General features: G+C 70.7%; 21 protein-coding genes and 1 tRNA gene. 9 read left to right on the top strand and 13 right to left on the bottom strand.

Annotated features, from left to right (window positions below; translation table 11 throughout):
• Window positions 1-36 precede the first annotated feature (36 nt).
• The 3 genes from AB0M82_RS11375 to AB0M82_RS11365 are packed head-to-tail and all read right to left on the bottom strand — an operon-like array spanning window position 37 to window position 1,285.
• A complete protein-coding gene (locus AB0M82_RS11375; RefSeq protein ID WP_364720048.1) occupies window positions 37-663 on the bottom strand; it encodes a hypothetical protein in 627 nt (208 codons plus the stop codon).
• Window positions 663-1,118 (bottom strand): RidA family protein, encoded by a 456-nt coding sequence (locus tag AB0M82_RS11370; RefSeq protein WP_364720045.1) that lies wholly within the window; start codon window positions 1,116-1,118, stop codon window positions 663-665. The genes AB0M82_RS11375 and AB0M82_RS11370 overlap by 1 nt, the downstream gene beginning before the upstream one ends.
• Window positions 1,119-1,123: 5 nt before the next feature.
• Window positions 1,124-1,285, bottom strand: a complete 162-nt coding sequence (locus AB0M82_RS11365) for a DUF4177 domain-containing protein (RefSeq protein WP_003068074.1) — start codon at window positions 1,283-1,285, stop codon at window positions 1,124-1,126.
• Window positions 1,286-1,390: 105 nt separating this feature from the next.
• Here AB0M82_RS11365 and AB0M82_RS11360 point away from each other — a divergent pair, with 105 nt between their 5' ends.
• From AB0M82_RS11360 to AB0M82_RS11350, 3 genes are read left to right on the top strand one after another with little or no spacing between them, the layout of a single operon-like run.
• Window positions 1,391-1,639: a hypothetical protein gene (locus AB0M82_RS11360; protein ID WP_364720042.1), complete on the top strand. Its 249-nt coding sequence runs from the start codon at window positions 1,391-1,393 to the stop codon at window positions 1,637-1,639.
• Window positions 1,640-1,660: 21 nt separating this feature from the next.
• Window positions 1,661-2,668: an ArsA-related P-loop ATPase gene (locus AB0M82_RS11355; protein WP_364720039.1), complete on the top strand. Its 1,008-nt coding sequence runs from the start codon at window positions 1,661-1,663 to the stop codon at window positions 2,666-2,668.
• A complete protein-coding gene (locus AB0M82_RS11350; protein WP_364720037.1) occupies window positions 2,665-3,786 on the top strand; it encodes an ArsA family ATPase in 1,122 nt (373 codons plus the stop codon). Before AB0M82_RS11355 ends, AB0M82_RS11350 begins: the two co-directional genes overlap by 4 nt.
• Window positions 3,787-3,873: 87 nt before the next feature.
• Here the strand turns inward: AB0M82_RS11350 and AB0M82_RS11345 are convergent, their stop codons facing one another.
• Complete coding sequence (locus AB0M82_RS11345) at window positions 3,874-4,170, bottom strand: WhiB family transcriptional regulator (RefSeq protein WP_364720034.1); 297 nt, start codon at window positions 4,168-4,170, stop codon at window positions 3,874-3,876.
• Window positions 4,171-4,514: 344 nt separating this feature from the next.
• Here AB0M82_RS11345 and AB0M82_RS11340 point away from each other — a divergent pair, with 344 nt between their 5' ends.
• From AB0M82_RS11340 to AB0M82_RS11330, 3 genes are all read left to right on the top strand, one after another.
• Entirely contained in the window at window positions 4,515-6,689 is a 2,175-nt protein-coding gene (locus AB0M82_RS11340; protein WP_364720032.1) for a transglycosylase domain-containing protein, read from the top strand.
• A gap of 147 nt (window positions 6,690-6,836) precedes the next feature.
• On the top strand, window positions 6,837-7,778 hold the full coding sequence (locus AB0M82_RS11335) for a metallophosphoesterase (RefSeq protein ID WP_364720431.1): 942 nt from the start codon (window positions 6,837-6,839) through the stop codon (window positions 7,776-7,778).
• A 29-nt stretch (window positions 7,779-7,807) separates the two neighbouring features.
• Window positions 7,808-7,881: transfer RNA gene (locus tag AB0M82_RS11330), tRNA-Pro, on the top strand.
• Between the two features lie 41 nt (window positions 7,882-7,922).
• Here AB0M82_RS11330 and AB0M82_RS11325 read toward each other — a convergent pair.
• Window positions 7,923-8,696 (bottom strand): methyltransferase domain-containing protein, encoded by a 774-nt coding sequence (locus AB0M82_RS11325; protein ID WP_364720029.1) that lies wholly within the window; start codon window positions 8,694-8,696, stop codon window positions 7,923-7,925.
• Window positions 8,697-8,735: 39 nt separating this feature from the next.
• On the opposite strand from AB0M82_RS11325, the gene AB0M82_RS11320 reads away from it, so the two are divergent.
• Window positions 8,736-10,586, top strand: coding sequence for a prolyl oligopeptidase family serine peptidase (locus AB0M82_RS11320; RefSeq protein WP_364720027.1), 1,851 nt, complete (start codon window positions 8,736-8,738; stop codon window positions 10,584-10,586).
• 77 nt (window positions 10,587-10,663) lie between these two features.
• Here the strand turns inward: AB0M82_RS11320 and AB0M82_RS11315 are convergent, their stop codons facing one another.
• The 6 genes from AB0M82_RS11315 to AB0M82_RS11290 form a co-directional block, all read right to left on the bottom strand.
• Window positions 10,664-10,849 (bottom strand): tautomerase family protein, encoded by a 186-nt coding sequence (locus AB0M82_RS11315; RefSeq protein WP_176174273.1) that lies wholly within the window; start codon window positions 10,847-10,849, stop codon window positions 10,664-10,666.
• 9 nt (window positions 10,850-10,858) lie between these two features.
• Entirely contained in the window at window positions 10,859-11,485 is a 627-nt protein-coding gene (locus tag AB0M82_RS11310; RefSeq protein ID WP_364720025.1) for a TIGR03085 family metal-binding protein, read from the bottom strand.
• Between the two features lie 54 nt (window positions 11,486-11,539).
• Window positions 11,540-12,928, bottom strand: coding sequence for a glutamate decarboxylase (locus tag AB0M82_RS11305; protein ID WP_364720023.1), 1,389 nt, complete (start codon window positions 12,926-12,928; stop codon window positions 11,540-11,542).
• Window positions 12,929-13,001: 73 nt separating this feature from the next.
• Entirely contained in the window at window positions 13,002-13,478 is a 477-nt protein-coding gene (locus tag AB0M82_RS11300) for a DNA starvation/stationary phase protection protein (protein ID WP_364720020.1), read from the bottom strand.
• A 46-nt stretch (window positions 13,479-13,524) separates the two neighbouring features.
• Window positions 13,525-13,947: an organic hydroperoxide resistance protein gene (locus AB0M82_RS11295; RefSeq protein WP_364720018.1), complete on the bottom strand. Its 423-nt coding sequence runs from the start codon at window positions 13,945-13,947 to the stop codon at window positions 13,525-13,527.
• A 135-nt stretch (window positions 13,948-14,082) separates the two neighbouring features.
• Window positions 14,083-14,655 carry an NADPH-dependent FMN reductase gene (locus AB0M82_RS11290; protein ID WP_364720016.1) on the bottom strand — a complete coding sequence of 191 codons (573 nt, stop codon included), beginning with the start codon at window positions 14,653-14,655 and terminating at the stop codon, window positions 14,083-14,085.
• Between the two features lie 139 nt (window positions 14,656-14,794).
• On the opposite strand from AB0M82_RS11290, the gene AB0M82_RS11285 reads away from it, so the two are divergent.
• Complete coding sequence (locus tag AB0M82_RS11285; protein WP_364720013.1) at window positions 14,795-15,847, top strand: alpha/beta hydrolase; 1,053 nt, start codon at window positions 14,795-14,797, stop codon at window positions 15,845-15,847.
• 146 nt (window positions 15,848-15,993) lie between these two features.
• Complete coding sequence (locus tag AB0M82_RS11280) at window positions 15,994-17,139, top strand: MFS transporter (RefSeq protein WP_364720430.1); 1,146 nt, start codon at window positions 15,994-15,996, stop codon at window positions 17,137-17,139.
• A gap of 32 nt (window positions 17,140-17,171) precedes the next feature.
• Here the strand turns inward: AB0M82_RS11280 and AB0M82_RS11275 are convergent, their stop codons facing one another.
• Window positions 17,172-17,552 (bottom strand): hypothetical protein, encoded by a 381-nt coding sequence (locus AB0M82_RS11275; protein WP_364720011.1) that lies wholly within the window; start codon window positions 17,550-17,552, stop codon window positions 17,172-17,174.
• Window positions 17,553-17,569: 17 nt separating this feature from the next.
• Window positions 17,570-18,760, bottom strand: coding sequence for an RtcB family protein (locus tag AB0M82_RS11270; protein WP_364720009.1), 1,191 nt, complete (start codon window positions 18,758-18,760; stop codon window positions 17,570-17,572).
• Between the last annotated feature and the right edge of the window lie 16 nt (window positions 18,761-18,776).

Below are 18,776 nucleotides of genomic sequence, written 5' to 3'. Positions count from 1 at the left end.
GCCTTGCTCCCTCCCAGCTCGCTGGCGGAGCGAGCGTTATGCGGCTACTAGCCGGGTCCCCGCCACCGCGCCCACGCAGACCAGTTCTGAGTCGGCCAGCGCGGCCCGGTGGTATCCCGGCAGGTCGAAGCGCGGCGGGATGACCTCGACGCTGGGCTCTTCGTCGCCCAGTACCCGCAACACCCGCTGCAGTTCGCCGGTCAACCTCGGCAGCCCCGTCAGCGCGGTGATCAGCAGGACACGCTTGGCCGTTCCTTGACCGACGACACCGAAGTGGCGCCAGCTCTGCCGCACTTCCCCCACATCCGGGCGTCCTCGCAACGTTGCGTGGATCAGTACGGACACGGAGTCGACCGAGTTAACCCATTCGGGCGCACTCGACGTGAATGTGTACCTGTTCTCGGTGACGTCGTCTACCCCCAGCGTCGAACTGACCTGGTGCCAGTCGGCGCCGTGCGGGATGAGACCGGCCACGAGCAGGCGGTACTCCGTTTGGTCGAGGTCGATCCTGTGCTTAAGCAAAGACCTCGGCAGGGTCCGGGCGAGCGTGCCCATGGCGCCCTCGCCGAGCCAGTCGCGGAACCGCCACAGCAGCTGGTCGGGCAGCCGCCCGGCCAGCCGGAGCAGCAGCTCGTGGGTGGACTGCTCGATGTCCGGATCCATCACTGCACCTCCACGATCAGTTCGATCTCCACCGGCGAGCCGATGGGCAGCTCCGCGACGCCGACGGCCGACCGGGCGTGGATGCCCGCGTCGCCGAAGACCTCGCCGAGGAGCTCGGACGCGCCGTTGACGACCGCGGGCTGGCCGGTGAAGCCCTCCGCGGAAGCCACGAAGCCGACAACCTTGACGATCCGCACGACGTTGTCAATGCCAGCCAGCGCGTGCACCGCGGCGAGTGCGTTGAGCACCGACGTCCGCGCGTGGCCCTTCGCCTCTTCGGGGCTGATCTCCGCGCCGACCTTGCCGGTCGCGGCGAGCACGCCGTCGACGAAGGGCAGCTGGCCGGAGGTGTAGACGTGCGAGCCGCTCCGAACCGCGGGCACGTAAGCGGCCAGCGGGGCCGCCACGCCGGGCAGCTCGATGCCGAGCTCCTTCAGCCGTTCGCTCCAGCTCACCGTGATCAGCCCTTCGGACGCTTGAGGTACGCGACGTGCTGCTCGCCGCTCGGGTTCGGCAACACGGTGACCAGCTCCCAGCCGTCCTCGCCCCACTGGTCGAGGATCTGCTTCGTGGCGTGGATCAGCAGAGGGACGGTCGCGTACTCCCACTTGGTGGCGCTCATAGCTGGCGAGCGTAGCCAAGCGGGCAAGAGGGCCGGGGCCCGCCGCCGGAAATCCACGGGCGACGCACCGTGTTGTGGTTCATCTCACGCCGCTAGCGTTGCCCCGTGGAAACGTGGCGCGTGATCGCGACGGCGCTGCTCGCGGCGGCCGGGCTGCCCTTGGTGCTCGTCGTGATGGCGAAGGTGCGCGACCGGACGCAGAGCTCCGGCCAGGTCGCCATCGGCGGCGTGATCACCTTCACGCTGCTGGTCGTCGTGGGCGTGCTCACCCTCACCGTGGTGCCCGGGCTCGTGGCCTGGGCGCTCGTCGCGGCGGTCGGGACTGCGGTCAGCGTCATGCTGCTGGCCAGCTGAGCACTGATTTAGGGTGAAGAAGTGACCACTCCCCATGCCGGCTGGACCGACGAGCTTGCCCGCGCCCGGCTGCACTTCGTCACCGGCAAGGGCGGAACCGGGAAGACGACGCTCGCCGCGGCGCTCGGGCTCGCGCTCGCCCGCGAAGGCCGTCGCGTGCTGCTCATCGAGGTCGAGGGTCGGCAGGGTATCGCCCAGCTCTTCGACACCGAGCCGCTGCCCTACGCCGAGCAGCGCATCGCCGCCGTCCCCGGCGGGGGCGAGCTGCGCGCGCTGCACATCGACGTCGAGGCCGCGCTGCTCGAATACTTCGAGATGTTCTACAACCTCGGCTTCGCCGGCCGGACACTGCGGCGGATGGGCGCGATCGAGTTCGCGACCACCCTCGCGCCCGGGCTTCGCGATGTCCTGCTCACCGGGAAGATCAAGGAGTGTGTCGGCCGCACCGAGTCCGACGGGCGGCACACCTACGACGCCGTCGTCGTCGACTCGCCGCCGACCGGCCGCGTCGTCAAGTTCCTCGACGTCACCAAGGCGCTGACGGACCTCGCGAAGACCGGCCCGATCCGCGGCCAGGCCGACGGCGTCGTGCGGCTGCTGCACTCCGGTGAGACCGCCGTCCACCTGACCACGCTGCTGGAGGAGATGCCGGTCCGCGAAACCGTCGAGGCCGTGGCCGAGCTGGACGGCGCCGATCTGCGCCCCGGCGCGGTGCTGGTCAACCGGGTCCGGCCGCCGAGGCTGCCCGCCCGCTCGGTGACCGCCGCCGCGGACGGCCGCGTCGACGCTTCCCGCGTCCGCACCGGGCTCGCGTCGGCCGGGCTCAAGCTGCCGAACGACACCTTGGACGCGCTGGTCGAGGAAACCGTCGAGCACGCCGTGCGGGTCGCCGCCGAGCAACGGGCGCGCGAACAGCTCGCCGAGGCCGACCTGCCCACCCTGGAGCTGCCGGACCTGACCGACGGCGTCGACGTCGCGGCTCTCTACGACCTGGCCGAGGCCCTGACCGACCAGGGAGTGCGGTTGTGACCACCATCGACATCGACGCCCTGCTCGACGACCCGGAAAGCCGCGTGATCGTCTGCTGCGGCTCCGGCGGCGTCGGCAAGACCACCACGGCCGCGGCGCTGGCGCTGCGCGCGGCCGAGCGCGGCCGCCAGACCGTGGTGTTGACGATCGACCCGGCCCGCCGGCTGGCGCAGGCGCTCGGCCTCCGCGAACTCGGCAACCACCCGAAGCAGGTGCAGGTCGAAGGGTTCGAGCCGAAGGGCGAGCTGTGGGCGATGATGCTCGACATGCGCCGCACCTTCGACGACATGGTGCGCGTGCACGCCGGCCCGGAACGCGCCGAGCAGCTGCTGCAGAACCCCTTCTACCAGACGATTTCCACGTCGTTCTCCGGCACGCAGGAGTACATGGCGATGGAGAAGCTGGGCCAGCTCGCGGCCACCGGCGAGTGGGACCTGATCATCGTCGACACCCCGCCGAGCCGGTCCGCGCTGGACTTCCTCGACGCGCCGACGCGGCTTTCGTCCGCTTTGGACGGCCGGATGATCCGGCTGCTCACCGGTCCGGCGAAGGCCGGCGGCTGGGGCCTGCGCAAGGTCGTCAACGCCGGGTTCTCGATGTTCGCCAAGGCCGTGTCGACGATCATCGGCGGCCAGCTGCTGACCGACGCGTCCGCGTTCATGCAGGCGTTCGACAGCATGTTCGGCGGCTTCCGCGAGCGCGCGCGCAAGACCGCCGAGCTGCTGCGTTCGTCCGGGACGTCGTTCCTGGTCGTGGCCGCGCCGGAGCCGGACGCGCTGCGCGAGGCGTCCTACTTCGTCGAGCGGCTTTCGGCCGAGTCGATGCCACTGGCCGGGCTGATCGCGAACCGGACCCACCCGGTGCTCGCGAAGCTGTCCGGCGCGGAAGCGCTGGCCGCGGCCGAATCCCTGCAGGAGGGCGACACGAACGCGCCACTGGCCGAGGCCGTGCTGCGGCTGCACGCCGACCGCGTCAGCCTCGCCGGCCGCGAAGAACGGCTGCTCGCGCGGTTCACCCGGGCCCACCCCGAGGTGGCGCTGGCCCGGGTGCCCGCGCTGGCCGGTGACGTGCACGACCTCGACGGCCTGCGCGAAATCGGCACGAAGCTCGCCGGCTGACCGCCGGGCAAAGCGCCACTTTCATAGGGAAAGATGCGCCGCCGAGGGGGCGACGCGGAACTTTCCCTATGAAAGTGGCGGCCTTGGTCAGCCGACCTTGACCCGCTCCTCGGCGTCCCGCTTGGCCGCTTCGAGCAACTCCGCCCAGCTCTCCACGTCGGGGCGGCGGCGCAGCAGGGCCCGCCGCTCCCGCTCGGTCATGCCACCCCAGACGCCGAAGTTGATCCGGCCGTCGAGTGCTTCGGCGAGGCATTCCGTGCGGACCGGACAACCCAGGCAGACCGCTTTCGCCCGGTTCTGCTCCGCACCCCGGACGAACAGGCCGTCCGGATCGGCGTCCCGGCAGGACGCGTTGATTCGCCAGCTCGACTGGTTGGTTTCCATACCCCCAGCTCCCTACCCTGGTGATCGACGCACCAGCGGGGATAAGGCACTGCGCTCCTTGCCCCCGCGAGCGTGTCTCCCTCAGCTCACGTCGGTTACCCGGGCACCTCCCCGGTGCCGGTGCCGCCGTTCGGACCAAGCGAGCTCCCACTCACGTTGATCCATCCGTCGGCTTGTCTTCGTGAGACGTTGACGGACTGTAGGGGCCCTCGGTTCCCCCGCCAAGACCTAGAATGCCTTCCGTTACCAGATGTCACCGAGGGGGGTCGGTTTTGTCACTGGATTCGCATCACCGGGGACACGGCGTCACCGGCGCCTGACTCACTCCGGGTAGCCTGGCTCTCGTGCGAAAAGCGGATGGTTTGTTCAAGCTCATCGGCCTCTGCCTGCTCGCGGGGGTGCTCGTCGCCGGAATGCTCTTCCCGGTCGTGGGGGCCGCCGGTGTCATGTCCAACCAGGCCAGCGAGACGGTGGAGAAGACGTCCTCCGACCTCGCCGACATCCCTCCGCCGCTGGTCACGACGGTCACCGACAGCACCGGCAAGCCGATCGCCACCCTGTACGACCAGTACCGGCTGCCGATCAACGAGAACCAGATCAACGAAGCCATGAAATGGGCACTGGTCTCGGTCGAGGACAAGCGGTTCTACGACCACCACGGCGTCGACTGGCAGGGCACCCTGCGCGCGGCGGTCAGCAACAGCACCGGGGCCGACACGCAGGGCGCGTCGACGCTGACCCAGCAGTACGTCAAGAACTACCTGATCAACGTCGTCTACCGCGGCGACGAGGTGGGCCAGAAGAAGGCCCAGGAGGCGTCGATCGCCCGCAAGCTCAAGGAAGCGCGGATCGCGATCCAGCTCGAGACGAAGCTGAGCAAGCAGCAGATCCTCGCCGGCTACCTCAACATCGTCGAATTCTCGCGGCAGATCTTCGGGATCGGCGCCGCCGCGCACGCGTACTTCAACACGACTCCCGAGAAACTCACCGTGCCGCAGGCCGCGCTGCTGGCCGGCCTGGTGAACAACCCGGTCAACAACGACCCGTGGAAGCACGCGGACAAGGCCACCGCGCGCCGCAACCTGGTGCTCGACCGGATGGTGGAGAACAAGAAGCTGGCCAAGGCCGACGCCGACCGCTTCAAGGGCGAGCCGCTGGGCGTCGTGCCGGACTTCCCGGCCAAGCCGCCGGCCAACTGCATCGGCGCGGGCACGGAGGCCGGGTTCTTCTGCCAGTACGTCGAGGACTACCTGATCAAGTCCGGGATGACGAAGGACCAGCTCTACACCGGCGGCTACACGATCAAGACCACGCTGGACGAGCGAGCCAACCACGAGGCGAAGGTCTCGGCGGAGGCGCAGGTCAAGAAGACCCAGCCGTACGTGGCGAACACCCTGTCGCTGGTGAGACCGGGCAAGAACCGGCACGAAGTCGTCGCGCTGGCCGCGAACCGCGACTACGGCCAGAACCAGGACGCCGGCCAGACGACGTACGCGCTACCCGCGGGCGTCTACAACACCGGTGGCGCCGGGTCGACGTACAAGATCTTCACCACGGCCGCGGCGATGGACAAGGGCGTGGCGGGCATCTTCTCGCCGGTGCAGGTGCCGGACACCTACGTGTCGCACGTGTTCACCGGTGGCGGCAACAGCTGTCCGCAGACCGGGCCGCCGTTGCGCTCGCGCTGGTACTGCGTCGGCAACGCCGGTGACTACAGCAAGATCGCCGAGGGCGCGACGGTCCAGACCGCGCTGGCGACGTCACCGAACACCGCGTTCGTCGAACTCGAGGACCGGCTCGGCAGCACCGCACCGGGCATCGACATGGCGAGGCGGCTGGGGATGCGCGACACCATGGCGAGCAACGCCGGCGGCGGGGCCGTCGATCCGAAGGCCGAGGCGGAAACGAAGCGGCTCAGCCAAGCGGAGTACTACGGCCCGCGGGGGAACAACCCCGGATTCGGCGCGTTCACGCTCGGGTTCAGTCCGCTGAGCGGTCTGGAACTGGGCAACGTCGCGGCGACGATCCTGTCCGGCGGCGTCTGGTGCCCGCCGACGCCGATCGCCGGGGTGACCGACCGCAACGGCGCGCCGGTGCCGGTCAAGGAAGCCCCGTGCGAGCAGGCGGTGCCCGAGGGCTTGGCGAACACGCTCGCCGTCGGCATGAGCAAGGACGACCAGCCGGGTGGTACCTCGGCCACGGCCGCCGGCGGCGTGGGCTGGGACCGGCCGATGATCGGCAAGACGGGCACGACGCAGGGCAACGTCTCGGCGACGTTCGTCGGCGGCACCCCGCAACTGGCGGGGGCGGCGATGACGTTCAAGTTCGGCGGCGGCCAGGGTGGCATCTGCGACGCCGGCCCGGGCAACGTCCGCGTCTGCGGCAGCGGCAACATCTTCGGTGGCAAGTCGCCGGCCCGGACGTGGTTCGGCGCGATGAAGAACATCCTCGACGCCAGCCAGCCGAGAATGGAACTGCCGCAACCGGATCCGAAGTACACGGGCGGTGGCGGCCGGTAAGCCCGCCCGAAGCCGAAGGGGTCCGTGCGAAGCGCACGGGCCCCTTCGGCTTTCCGGCTCGGGAACGGGGGCGAGGCAACCCACCGTCGAGCACGTATCCTGGACCCCGTGAGCACGCTCAGTAACACGACCACGTCGGGGGCCACCGTGAAGCGCCTCGCCGCGGGGACGCTTGCGCTCGGCGCCGCGACCCTCGGTTACGCCGTCGGCATCGAACGGCGCCGCTGGACCCTGCGCACTGCCGAGCTGCCGGTGCTGGCGCCCGGGTCGCGGCCGTTCACGATCCTGCACGTCTCGGACCTGCACATGCTGCCGGGCCACCACAGCAAGCAGCGCTGGGTGGCCGCGCTCGACGAGCTGAACCCGGATCTCGTCGTCAACACCGGCGACAACCTTTCGCACCGGACGGCCGTCCCGTCCGTGCTGCGCGCGCTGGGGCCACTGCTCGACCGGCCCGGTGTGTTCGTCTTCGGCAGCAACGACTACTACGCGCCCAAACCCAAGAACCCCGCCCGATACCTGATGCCGCAAGGGAAGAAGAAGCGCATCCACGGCACGCAGCTGCCGTGGCGCGACCTGCGCGCGGCGTTCGTCGAGCACGGCTGGACCGACCTGACCCACGTCCGGCGCACGATCGACGTCGGCGGGCAGGCGGTGTTCGCGGCCGGCGTCGACGATCCCCACCTGCGTCGCGACCGCTACCCCGACATCGCGGGGCCGGCCGATCGCGGCGCCGCCGTCCGCATCGGCGTCACGCACTCCCCCGAGCCGCGGGTCCTCGACACGTTCGCCACGGACGGTTACGACCTCGTGCTCGCCGGCCACACCCACGGCGGCCAGCTCCGCCTCCCGGGCTACGGCGCGCTGGTCACGAACTGTGAGCTGGATCGCAGCCGCGCACGTGGTGCGTCGCGGTGGGGCGCGCACATGTGGCTGCACGTGTCGGCTGGTTTGGGGACGTCGCCGTGGGCGCCCGCCAGGTTCGCCTGCCCACCCGAAGCAAGCCTGTTGACGCTGGTCCCGCGCGGATCGGGGACCGCGAAGTCGCGAAAGTCGGCCCCCCGGAAAGCCCGCGACACCGTCCGCTAGACTTCTCCACGACCCGTTAAGCAGTACCTCGGGGTGTGGCGCAGCTTGGTAGCGTGCCTCGTTCGGGTCGAGGAGGTCGTGGGTTCGAATCCCGCCACCCCGACGAGTAAGAGCCGGTGTCTTCGGACACCGGCTCTTCTGGTTTCACGGTCTGGTCGCCGTCACTTCGACCCAGCACTGGCTGAAATCGCCGTCGCCGCCGCGGACCCACGTCCAGGCCGAGCGGGCCGCGCTCGCCAGCTGGTCGCGGTCGCGGCCGAAATCCGGGTCCTCCAGCGCCTCGTCCAACCGGGACTCGACGTACTTCGCCAGGTCGCGGTACGTCATGTCCGAGCGGTAACGGGCGCGCGAGACCACGTCCTTGAAGCCCGCCGACGCGCAGTGGTCCGCGATCTTGCGGCCCGCGAACGGGTCGCCACCCGCCCGGCGGCGCAGCAAGTAGTGACCGCGCAGGGCCGCGTCGACGTTCGCCGTCTTCGGGCGCAGGCGCGCCTTACTCCAGTCCGAAGTAGACAGAGCAAGCCTGCCGCCCGGCTTCAGCACCCGGTGCAGCTCCGCCAGCACGTCCGAAGGTGCGGCCAGGTGCTCGAACAGCGCATGGGAAAACGCCACGTCCACACTGGCGTCGGCGAACGGCAGGGCGTACGCCGACGCCACCACGAAGTCCACTGTGGACCTTCCGGCGCGGCGGGCGATGTCTCGCGCCATCGCGACCTGGCCGGCGTCCCGGTCGACGCCCGTCACTCGCGACCCCGCGGCCAGGCCCACCGTGATCGAGCCAGGACCGCAGCCGAGGTCGACCACCCACATGCCCGGCTCGAACAGGGGCTGGGCGAACGTCGCGCGCTCGGCAGCCGTGCGCGCGGACATCATCGAAACCGCGTCTCGCCCGTAGCCCGGCGCGTAACCCTCCAGCACCCCGCACACAGTACGGCCAGAAGGTGGCAGGATCGAGGGGTGAGCACGCAGTCAGCCAAGCAATATCCGCCCGCGGTGGTCCCGGACCGGCTGTTCGACGACGCCGAAGCCGAAGCCCGCTGGCGCGCCCGCTTCCACGCCCCGCGCATCTCCGTGCCCGATTGGGCCCGCGACGCGCCCGACGCCAACATCTACGTCTCCAACGCCAGCGGCGTCTGGGAGGTCTACGCCTGGGACCGCGCGACCGGCGAGCACCGCCGCGTCACCGACCGGCCCAACGGCACCCTGCACGCCACGCCGTCGCCCGACGGCGAGTGGATCTGGTGGTTCGACGACACCGACGGCGACGAGTTCGGCTCGTGGGTGCGCGAGCCGTTCGCCGCGACCGAGGGCAGCAAGCCGGAGAAGGCCGTCCCGGACGTCCACGACGGCTACCCGGCCGGCCTGGAGATCGGCACCCGGCTCGTCGCGGTCGGCGTCTCGACCGACGACGGCAGCGAACTGTTCGCGCGCGTCGAGGGCGAGACGCGCCGCTTCTACAGCCACCCGGACGACGCCGGCATCGCGTCCCTTTCCCGTGACGAGAGCCTGATCGCGATCTCGCACTCCGAGCACGGCGACTCGCGGCACCCGGCGCTGCGGGTGCTCGCCACCGACGGGTTCGGCACGGTCGCGGACAAGTGGGACGGCGAGGGCAAGGGCTTGTCCGCGCTCGAGTTCTCCCCGCTGCCGGGCGACCAGCGCCTGTTGGTGCTCCACGAACGGCGGGGCCGCGAAGAGCTGCTCGTCTGGGACGTCCGGACCGGCACCGAAACCGAGATCGAGCTCGACCTCCCCGGCGAGGTCGTCGCGGGCTGGTACCCGGACGCCCGCGCCCTGCTCGTCGTCCACTTCCACGAGGGCCGCAGCTCGTTGTACCGCTACGACCTCGACACGGCGGAGCTGTCCTCTGTGGACACCCCAGCCGGGCGGATCGGCGGCGCCGGCGTCCGCCCGGACGGCACGGTCGAGTACTCGTGGTCGAGCGCCGCCGAGCCGACGGCGGTGCGGGCGCGGACGGCCGACGGCGCCGACTCGGTGCTGCTCGAGCCGCCGGGTGCGCGAGCGCCGGGGTCCGAGCCGATCACCGACACGTTCGTCGAGGGCGTCGGCGGGCGGATCCACGCGCTGGTCTCACGGCCGTCCGGGGCGCCGGACGGCCCGCTGCCGACGGTGTTCTCCCTCCACGGCGGCCCGCACGCGGCGGACGAGGACCGCTTCTCCGCCTACCGCGCGACCTGGCTGGACGCCGGGTTCGCCGTGGTCGAGGTCAACTACCGCGGCTCGACCGGCTACGGCTCGGCCTGGCGCGACGCGATCGAGGGCCGGCCCGGCCTGACCGAGCTGGAGGACGTCGCCTCGGTCCACGACTGGGCCGTCCAAAGCGGACTCAGCGACCCGGCGAAGTGCGTCGTGAACGGGGCTTCGTGGGGCGGTTACCTGTCCCTGCTCGCGCTCGGCACCCAGCCGGCGCGGTGGGCGGCGGGCGTCGCCGGCGTGCCGGTGGCGGACTACGTCGCCGCCTACGAGGACGAGATGGAGCAGCTGCGCTCGTTCGACCGTGCGCTCTTCGGCGGCTCGCCGGAGGACGTGCCCGCGGTGTACCGGGATTGCTCGCCGATCACGTATGTCGACGCCGTCACGGCGCCGGTGCTGGTGCTGGCAGGCGACAACGACCCGCGCTGCCCGATCCGGCAGATCGAGAACTACCTCGACCGGCTCGGCGGCCGCGACCTGCACCACGAGTTCTACCGCTACGACGCCGGCCACGGCTCGCTGGTGATCGCCGAGACGATCAAGCAGACGGCCATCGAGGTCCACTTCGCCCTGCGGGCCCTCGGCCTGCGCTGACCCGGCAAACCGGCACTTTCCCTATGAAAGTGCCGGTTTGCGTTTCAAAGCGGAACTTTCCCTATGAAAGTGCGCTGTCAGCGTTCGGAGTGCAGGACGCCGCCGGTGGCCCAGTGGTCCGCGCCGATCTCGACGAGCGTCACCTGGACTCCCTCGGGCTTGCCGCCGCAAGTGCGGATGAACGCGTCGGTCAGCTCGCGGACCAGTGCGCTCTTCTGGGCGGGCGTGCGGCCGGGGAACATGGCAACGCTGATCATCGGCATGGCGGAAGCTTAGAGGCCCCGGTTCACCGACTGAAGCTTCGTGACGGCGGTCGCGTCACCCTCGAAGCCGAGGTGCACGGCGTCGCGGCCGAAGACGAACAGCAGCAGGTCCACCGGCTCGCCGGCGATCGTGACCGGGTCGGGCCCGGTCCTGACCGCGGCCTCGCGTCCGTCGCGGGTCCGCAGGCTGACACCGACCGGCGACTTGCGGAGGTTCAGCTTCGCGGCCTGCTTCACCGAGCGCCAGGCGGCGGCGTCCCTCGTGGCGTCGGCGGGCCGCGGCTCCCAGTCCGGCTGCGCGCGCCGGACGTCTTCGTGGTGGACGAGGAACTCGGCGGTGTTGGTCAGCTCGTCGAGCGGGCCGATCGCGGTGGGCCAGAACTTCGACGGCCCCCGCCGCACCTGCTCGACCAGGCTCGCCCACGGGCGGCCGGCGTAGCGGTCCTGGACCCGCTGGGTGTAGCCGGCGAGCGCCGGCACGAGGATGCCGGGCGCGGCGTCAGGCCGGTGTTCGCGCACGACGAGATGCGCGGCGAGATCGCGCGTGGTCCAGCCCTCGCACAACGTCGGCGCGTCGGGCCCGAGGTCTTCGAGGAGCGCACTCAGCGCCTGGCGTTCGTCAGCAGCGACACCCATGTGGCCGACGTTACCGGTCGGTAGACGCCCTGGCGACGGTAAGAGACGACGGCCTCAGTGGTGGAAGGCGGTCGCCTTCGCCGGGTCCTTCGGGCGCCCGCCGAGCTGCTCGAGTTCGGGGAGCACCCGGGCCAGGTCCGCCAGGAGCAGGTCCGCGAGGTCGTGCGTGAAGCCGTTGCGGACGACGATCCGCAGCACCGCCAGGTCCGTCCGGTTCTCCGGGAAGGTGTACGCCGGCACGAGCCAGCCCCGCTCACGGAGCCTGCGGGACACGTCGAAGACGTCGAAGCCGACGCCCGCGCGAGTGGTGAACGCGAACACCGGCAGCTCGTCGCCGCGGGTCAGCAGCTCGAACGGGCCCAGCTTCGCGATGCCGTCCGCGAGGTGGGTCGCGACGTCACGCGACGCCTGCTGCACCGCGCGGAATCCGTCCCAGCCGAGCCGGACGAACGTGTAGTACTGGGCCACGACCTCGGCGCCCGGGCGGGAGAAGTTGAGCGCGAACGTCGGCATGTCGCCGCCGAGGTAGTTGACGTTGAAAACCAGCTCGGACGGCAACGCGGCCCGGTCGCGCCAGATCACCCAGCCGACGCCGGGGTACACGAGCCCGTACTTGTGGCCCGAGGTGTTGATCGACGCGACGCGCGGCAGCCGGAAGTCCCACTCCAGGCCGGGGTCGAGGAACGGCGCGATCATCGCGCCGGACGCGCCGTCGACGTGCACCGGGATGTCCCAGCCGGTGCGCTCGGCCAGCGAGTCCAGCGCCGCGACGATCTCCGCGACCGGCTCGTAGCTGCCGTCGAACGTCGAGCCGAGGATCGCGACGACGCCGATCGTGTTCTCGTCGCAGCGGGCCACCGCCTCGTCCGCGGTGAGGTGGAACCGGTCGCCGTCCATCGGCACCAGCCGCGGCTCGACTTCCCAGTACTCGCAGAACTTCTCCCAGCACACCTGGACGTTGGCGCCCATCACCAGGTTCGGCTTCCCGCTGCGGCCGAGTTTGGCCCAGCGCCGTTTCAACGCCATCCCGGCGAGCATGCAGGCTTCGGACGAACCGGTCGTCGAGCAGCCCATGATGTCGGCGGGGTCGGGCGCGTGCCAGAGATTGGCGAGGATGTTCACGCAGCGCCGTTCCAGCTCGGCGGTCTGCGGGTACTCGTCCTTGTCGATCATGTTCTTGTCGACGCACTCGGCCATCAGCGCACGCGCCTGCGGCTCCATCCACGTCGTGACGAAGGTGGCGAGGTTCAGCCGCGCGTTGCCGTCGAGCATGAGCTCGTCGCGCACGAGCTGCAGCGCGGTGTCCGGCGGCAGCGAGGCGTCGGGCAGCCGGTCGTGCGGCAGGACGAGGTTCGAGGCCAATGCCGGATTCGCCCCGGCGTACAGCGGATTCGTCCCGCCTACGCGGTCCGGGCGATCGGCTTTCCCCTGATGCAAGACCATGCCACCGAACGTACTGGGACCGCGGACGCGAAAGGGGCCGATCCGTGGCGGAACGACCCCTTCGCGCGAAAAATCAGGCCTGCTGGGCCTGCCACATCCAGTGCGCCTCTTCCAGCGCCCGGGTGATCTCGATCAGCAGGTCCTGCGTCACCAGGTCACTCTTGTCGGTCTCGTCGATGCGCCGGCGGAGCCGCTCGATGAGCGCCGCGAGGATGTCGACGATCGCGGCGACCGTGGACTCCACCGACTGCCAGTTGTCCGGGTAGTCGGGTATCCCCGAGCTTTCGACGACGGTCTTCGCCTTGCCGTTCGGCGAGACGCCGATGGCGTTGGCACGCTCGGCGACCTCGTCGACGTACTGGCGCGCGGTGCTGACCAGCTCGTCGAGCTGCAGGTGCGCGCTGCGGAAGTTCGAGCCGACGACGTTCCAGTGTGCCTGCTTGGCGATGAGGGAGAGGTCGACCAGATCGACCAGCGTCGCCTGCAGGGCGTTGCCGGTGATCTCCTTGTCGGCTTCGGAAAGCGGGCTCTTGATCGGAGAGTTGCTCATCTCTGGTGATCCTTTCCTCGTACTGGTTCGGACCTGGATCCGGAGATCAGACCGTGGCCGAAAGCGCGACCTCGATGTTCCCGCGAGTCGCGTTGGAGTACGGGCACACCTGGTGGGCCTGCTCGACCAGCTGGTCGGCCTGGGCCTGCTCGAGGCCCGGCAGGGAGACGTTCAGCGTGACGCCGAGGCCGAACCCGACCTCCTGCTTGAGCACGCTGACCTCCGCGGTCACCGTCGAGCCGTTCAGCGCCACCTTGGCCTGGCGCGAGACCAGCTGCAGGGCGCTGTGGAAGCACGCCGAGTAGCCGGCGGCGAAGAGCTGCTCGGGGTTGGTCTTGTCCCCACCCGGGCCACCCATTTCCTTCGGGATGGCCAACGACTCGTCGATGACCCCGTCGGACGAAGTCACTTCGCCGTTGCGGCCGTCGCCGCGCGCCGTCGCCACCGCGGTGTAGATCGCCTGACCCATGTTCAGCCTGCCTTTTGTCCAGGACGCTCCTCGGCGAGCGTCTCACTGGGGCACAACACCCCGCGGCCGCGGAACGGTGCCACCACATGGCAGGCGTCACGTGGTGGTGTTACCCGGCGGCTTCCAGGCGAAACGTCATGCGGCGCGCATCACCGCGAATTCGGCGACCTGCCGCCCGATGAGGCGAAGGGTGCGGAGGCTCTTCTCGTCGGACGCTCCGCCGCCCTCGTCGAACTTGGTCTCGGCGGCGTTGATCGACCCGCCCAGCGGGGTCGCCCAGCCGCGCAACGCGTGCGTGATCGTGCGGAGCTGCTCGAGCGTGGTGACCGACGCCTGCCAGCCGTGTGCGACGGCGGCCAGGCCGACCGCGCGGCCGTCGAGGTAGGGACGGCTGTCCTCGCGCAGGTCCTCGACGTAGTCCAGGGCGTTCTTGACCAGGCCGGACAGTGCGCCGTGGTAGCCCGGCGAAACGACGATGAGCCCGTCCGCCTGCCGGATGGCCTCGACGAGCCGCGTCGCGCGTTCGTCGCGTTCCGGCACGCCGGCGTCGTAGAAGGGCAGCACCAGTTCCGGGCCGGCGAGCAGCCGGATCCGGACGCCGACCTCCGCCGCGGCGGTGAGCGCGATCCTCAGGGCCCGTTCGGATTGGGAGCCCTCGCGCAGCGAACCGCCGATCCCGAGCACGTTGACCGTCCTGGCTGAAGTCACGTCTTCCAGGCTAACCCCTCCAGTTGACTGGAAGACCAGACTTTGGGACCGAGGCCCCGGTCACAACCGGCGCCGCACTGGACCTGTTACCTACTGGCAAGTAACGTCGCCACCGGCACCGATGTTCAGGAGGCAAACGATGGCGATCCCGCTCCCGGTCCGCGTCCAGGCCGCCGCGTCCCAGCTCGTGTTCTGGCTGCCCGCGCCGGTCCGGCGGGTGCTCGCGGGCCGCCCGGTGCGCCTCGACGGCCAGGACCTGGCCCTCGACGCCCAGTTGCTGCTCCGACTGCAGAAGCTCGCCCGCGCCGAGCTGGTGCGCGGCTCGGTCGAGCAGTCGCGCGCCATGCTGAACGAGGCGAGGCACCTGGTCAGCGGCAAGCCGATCGAGCCGGTCTCGGTGCGCGAGATCGCCGTGCCGACGCCGGACGGGGAACTTCCGGCGACGCTGTACACGCCGGTCGGACTGCCCGAGAAGTCTCCGCTGCTGGTGTTCTTCCACGGCGGCGGCTGGGTGATCGGCACCCGCTCGAGCCACGACAACGCCGTCCGCTTCCTGGCCAAGCACGCCGGGGTGCGGGTCCTGTCGATCGAGTACCGCCTGGCCCCGGAGTTCCCGTTCCCGGCGGCGACGGAAGACGCGCTGGCGGCGTTCGAGTACGCGGTGGCGAAGGCGAGCGACCTCGGCGCCGACCCGGCGCGGATCGCCGTCGGCGGCGACAGCGCGGGCGGCAACCTCGCCGCCGTCACCGCGCAGCAGGCCGTCCGGCGCGGCGGCCCGGTACCGGCGTTCCAGCTGCTGATCTACCCGGCGACGGACTTCGCGCGGCGCTACCGCTCGCAGGACCTGTTCGCCGAGGACCTGTTCCTCACCGACGTGCACATGAAGTGGTTCGAGGGCCACTACGTGCCGGAGGGCACCGACCTGACCGACCCGCGGCTCTCGCCGCTGCACGCGGACGACCTGAGCGGCCTGCCGCCGGCCCTGGTCGTCACGGCCGGGTTCGACCCACTGCGCGACGAAGGGGAGGCGTACGCGAAGAAGCTCGCCGAAGCCGGGGTCGACGTCGCCCTGCGCCGCCACGACGACCTGATCCACGGGTTCGTCAACTTCACCGGTGTCGGCACGCGATTCCGCGAAGCCCTGGCCGAGATGGCGGGCGCCCTGCGGCAGGGTCTGTCCAAACGGGACTGAACGGCCACGGTGCCCCGCGTCACGAGAGGGTGACCGGGGAAATAACTTGCACGCGCGTACCACCTTGGGTTCTCATCGAGGGCGTGCCGCTGCAGCCCTACCGCCGGGTCCTCTCCGTCCCCCACGTCAAGTCGACGATGGCCCTGATGTTCCTGGCGCGACTGCCGATGACCATGAACGGCGTGCTGATGACGCTGTACATCGTCACCGGGCTCGGCCGCGGCTACGGCGCCGCCGGGCTGGTCGGCGCCGGCGTCACGCTCGGAATGGCCCTCGGCGCGCCGCTGATGGGCCGCTGCTTCGACCGCTACGGGCTGCGCCCCGTCGTCGCCGTCTGCGGGCTGGGCACGACGGCGTTCTGGGTCGCCGCGCCGCACCTGCCGTACGCGGCGCTCGCCGCGGTCGCCCTCCCGGCCGGGATGCTGTCGGTGCCGGCGGGTTCGCTGGCCCGGCAGGTCCTCGCGACGCAGGTGCCCGCGGAGAGCTTGCGAGCCGCCTACTCGCTCGACACGATCTCGATCGAGGCGACGTTCATGATCGGCCCGGCGGCCGGCATCGCGGCGATCACCTCGCTGTCCCCGACCTGGACGCTCAGCGCGCTCGGCGTGCTGTTCGGCGGCACGGCGTTCCTGATCTGGCTGTTCGACCCCCCGATCCGCGACACCGGCGAGCCGGCCGCGGACAGTGCCCGCCCGAAGCTGCGGACCTGGCTGACCTGGCGGCTGATGTCCACGCTGCTGATCGCCGGCGGTGCGCTGTTCGTGCTCGTCGGCACCGAGCTGGCGACGCTGGCGACCCTGCGCGCGCACGGCGACATCGGTATGACCGGGCTGGTGATCGCGGTGATGTGCGTCGCGTCGATCATCGGCGGCGTGATCCACGGCGCGGTCCGGCGGTCGCTGCCGCAGGGCGTGCTGATGCTGCTGCTCGCGCTGCTGGTGGTGCCGGTCGGGCTGGCCGGCCAGTCGTGGTGGCTGCTGATGCTGGTGCTGATCCCGACCAACCTGGTCTGCGCCCCGACGCTCGCGGCGACCACCGAGACGGTCAGCCGGATCGCGCCGCCGCGGGTCCGCGGCGAGGCGATGGGGCTGCAGGACGCGTCCACCCGGCTCGGTCTCGCGCTGGGGAGCCCGGTGGTCGGCTTCGCGATCGACCATTCCAGCCCGGCGTGGGGCTTCGCCGCGGCGGGTATCGGCGGCCTGGTGATCGCCGCCGCCGGTCTGCTCCACCGCCGGACCCCATCACCGGCCCCGGAGCCGGTCCCGGCGATGGCCGCCGCCGGCGGCGGCTGATCAGGTGTACCGCGCGTAAAGCGGCAGCCCGGTCAGCCGCAGGCCGCGCGGAGGGCGTCGAGCTTCTTGACGTTGCGCTGGATCCACTGGGCCACGACGCCGGCGTCCTCGATGCGCTCCTTCTGCACCTCGACGTAGGAGTCGGCCATGCCGAGCAGCGCGTTCTTGACGTCCTGGTCCTGGACGTTCCCCGCGAGCTCGCGTAGCCGCTGCTCCTTGTCCTCGGCGCGCGCCTTGAACTTGGCCGGATCGACCAGCGGGTTCAGGTCGGCGAGCCCGAGTGCCTCGGTGCACGCGCCGACCTTGTCCGCGGTCCTGCTGCCCTGGTCGACCGCGTTGCCGACCTCGGTGCACCCGCTCAGCAGCAGTGCGGCCGTGGCCAGCAGCGCGGCCGTCGTTCCACCCCTCGTCATGAAGCCAAGGTACCGCTTCAGCCCTTGACGCAGATCACCTGCTTGAGGTGCGCCACCACCTCGACCAGGTCGGTCTGGGCCTTGATCACCGAATCGATGTCCTTGTACGCCGCCGGGATCTCGTCGACGACGCCGGAGTCCTTGCGGCACTCGACGCCGGCCGTCTGCGCCGCGAGGTCGTCGGCGGTGAACAGCTTCTTCGCCTTGGTGCGCGACATCCGCCGCCCGGCGCCGTGCGAAGCCGACTGGAACGACGAGTCGTTGCCCAGGCCGCGGACGATGTACGAACCGGTCCCCATGCTGCCCGGGATGATCCCGAGATCACCCGATCCGGCACGGATCGCCCCCTTGCGGGTGACCAGCAGCTCGACGCCGTCGTAGGTCTCCTCGGCGACGTAGTTGTGGTGGCAGGAGATCGCGTCGTCGAAGGCCGTGCCGGGGACGACGTCCTTCAGCGCCTGCTTCACCAGCGCGACCATCGTGGCGCGGTTGCGCGCCGCGTAGTCCTGCGCCCAGAACAGGTCACGCCGGTAGGCCTCCATCTCCGGCGTGCCGGCGACGAACACCGCGAGGTCGCGGTCGGGCAGGTCGGCGTTGTGCGGGAGCTTGCGCGCGACGGCCATGTGCCGTTCGGCCAGCTCCTTGCCGATGTTGCGCGAACCGGAGTGCAGCATCAGCCACACGCGGCCCTCGTCGGCGCCACCCTGCTCGAGGCAGACCTCGATGAAGTGGTTCCCGCCGCCGAGGCTCCCGATCTGCCGCGCGGCCCGGTCGTGCAGCTCCTGGACGCCGGTGTGCAGCTCGGCGAAGCCCTTCCAGAACGCGTCCCAGCCGCCGACGCCGTGCACCTTGGCCGGGTTCACCGGCGTCTTGTGCAGGCCGAAGCCCACCGGCACGGCGGATTCGATCCGGCGCCGCAGCTTGCCGAGGTCGTCGGGCAGGTCGCTCGCGGTGAGCGACGTGCGGACGGCGCTCATGCCGCACCCGATGTCGACGCCGACGGCCGCGGGCGAGACGGCGTCGCGCATGGCGATGACGCTGCCGACGGTGGCGCCCTTGCCGTAGTGGACGTCGGGCATCACGGCGACGCCGTGCACCCACGGCAGGTTCGCGACGTTGTGCAGCTGCCGCATGGCCTGGTCCTCGACCGACGCGGGGTCGGCCCACATCCGGATCGGCACGCGGGCGCCGTCGACAGCGGTGTACATGTTTCCTCCCCTGGAA

Origin of the sequence: Amycolatopsis sp. NPDC051128 (genome assembly GCF_040682715.1) — a bacterium.
Classification (GTDB): Bacteria; Actinomycetota; Actinomycetes; order Mycobacteriales; family Pseudonocardiaceae; genus Amycolatopsis.
This window is presented reverse-complemented; position numbering and strand designations above follow the sequence as displayed.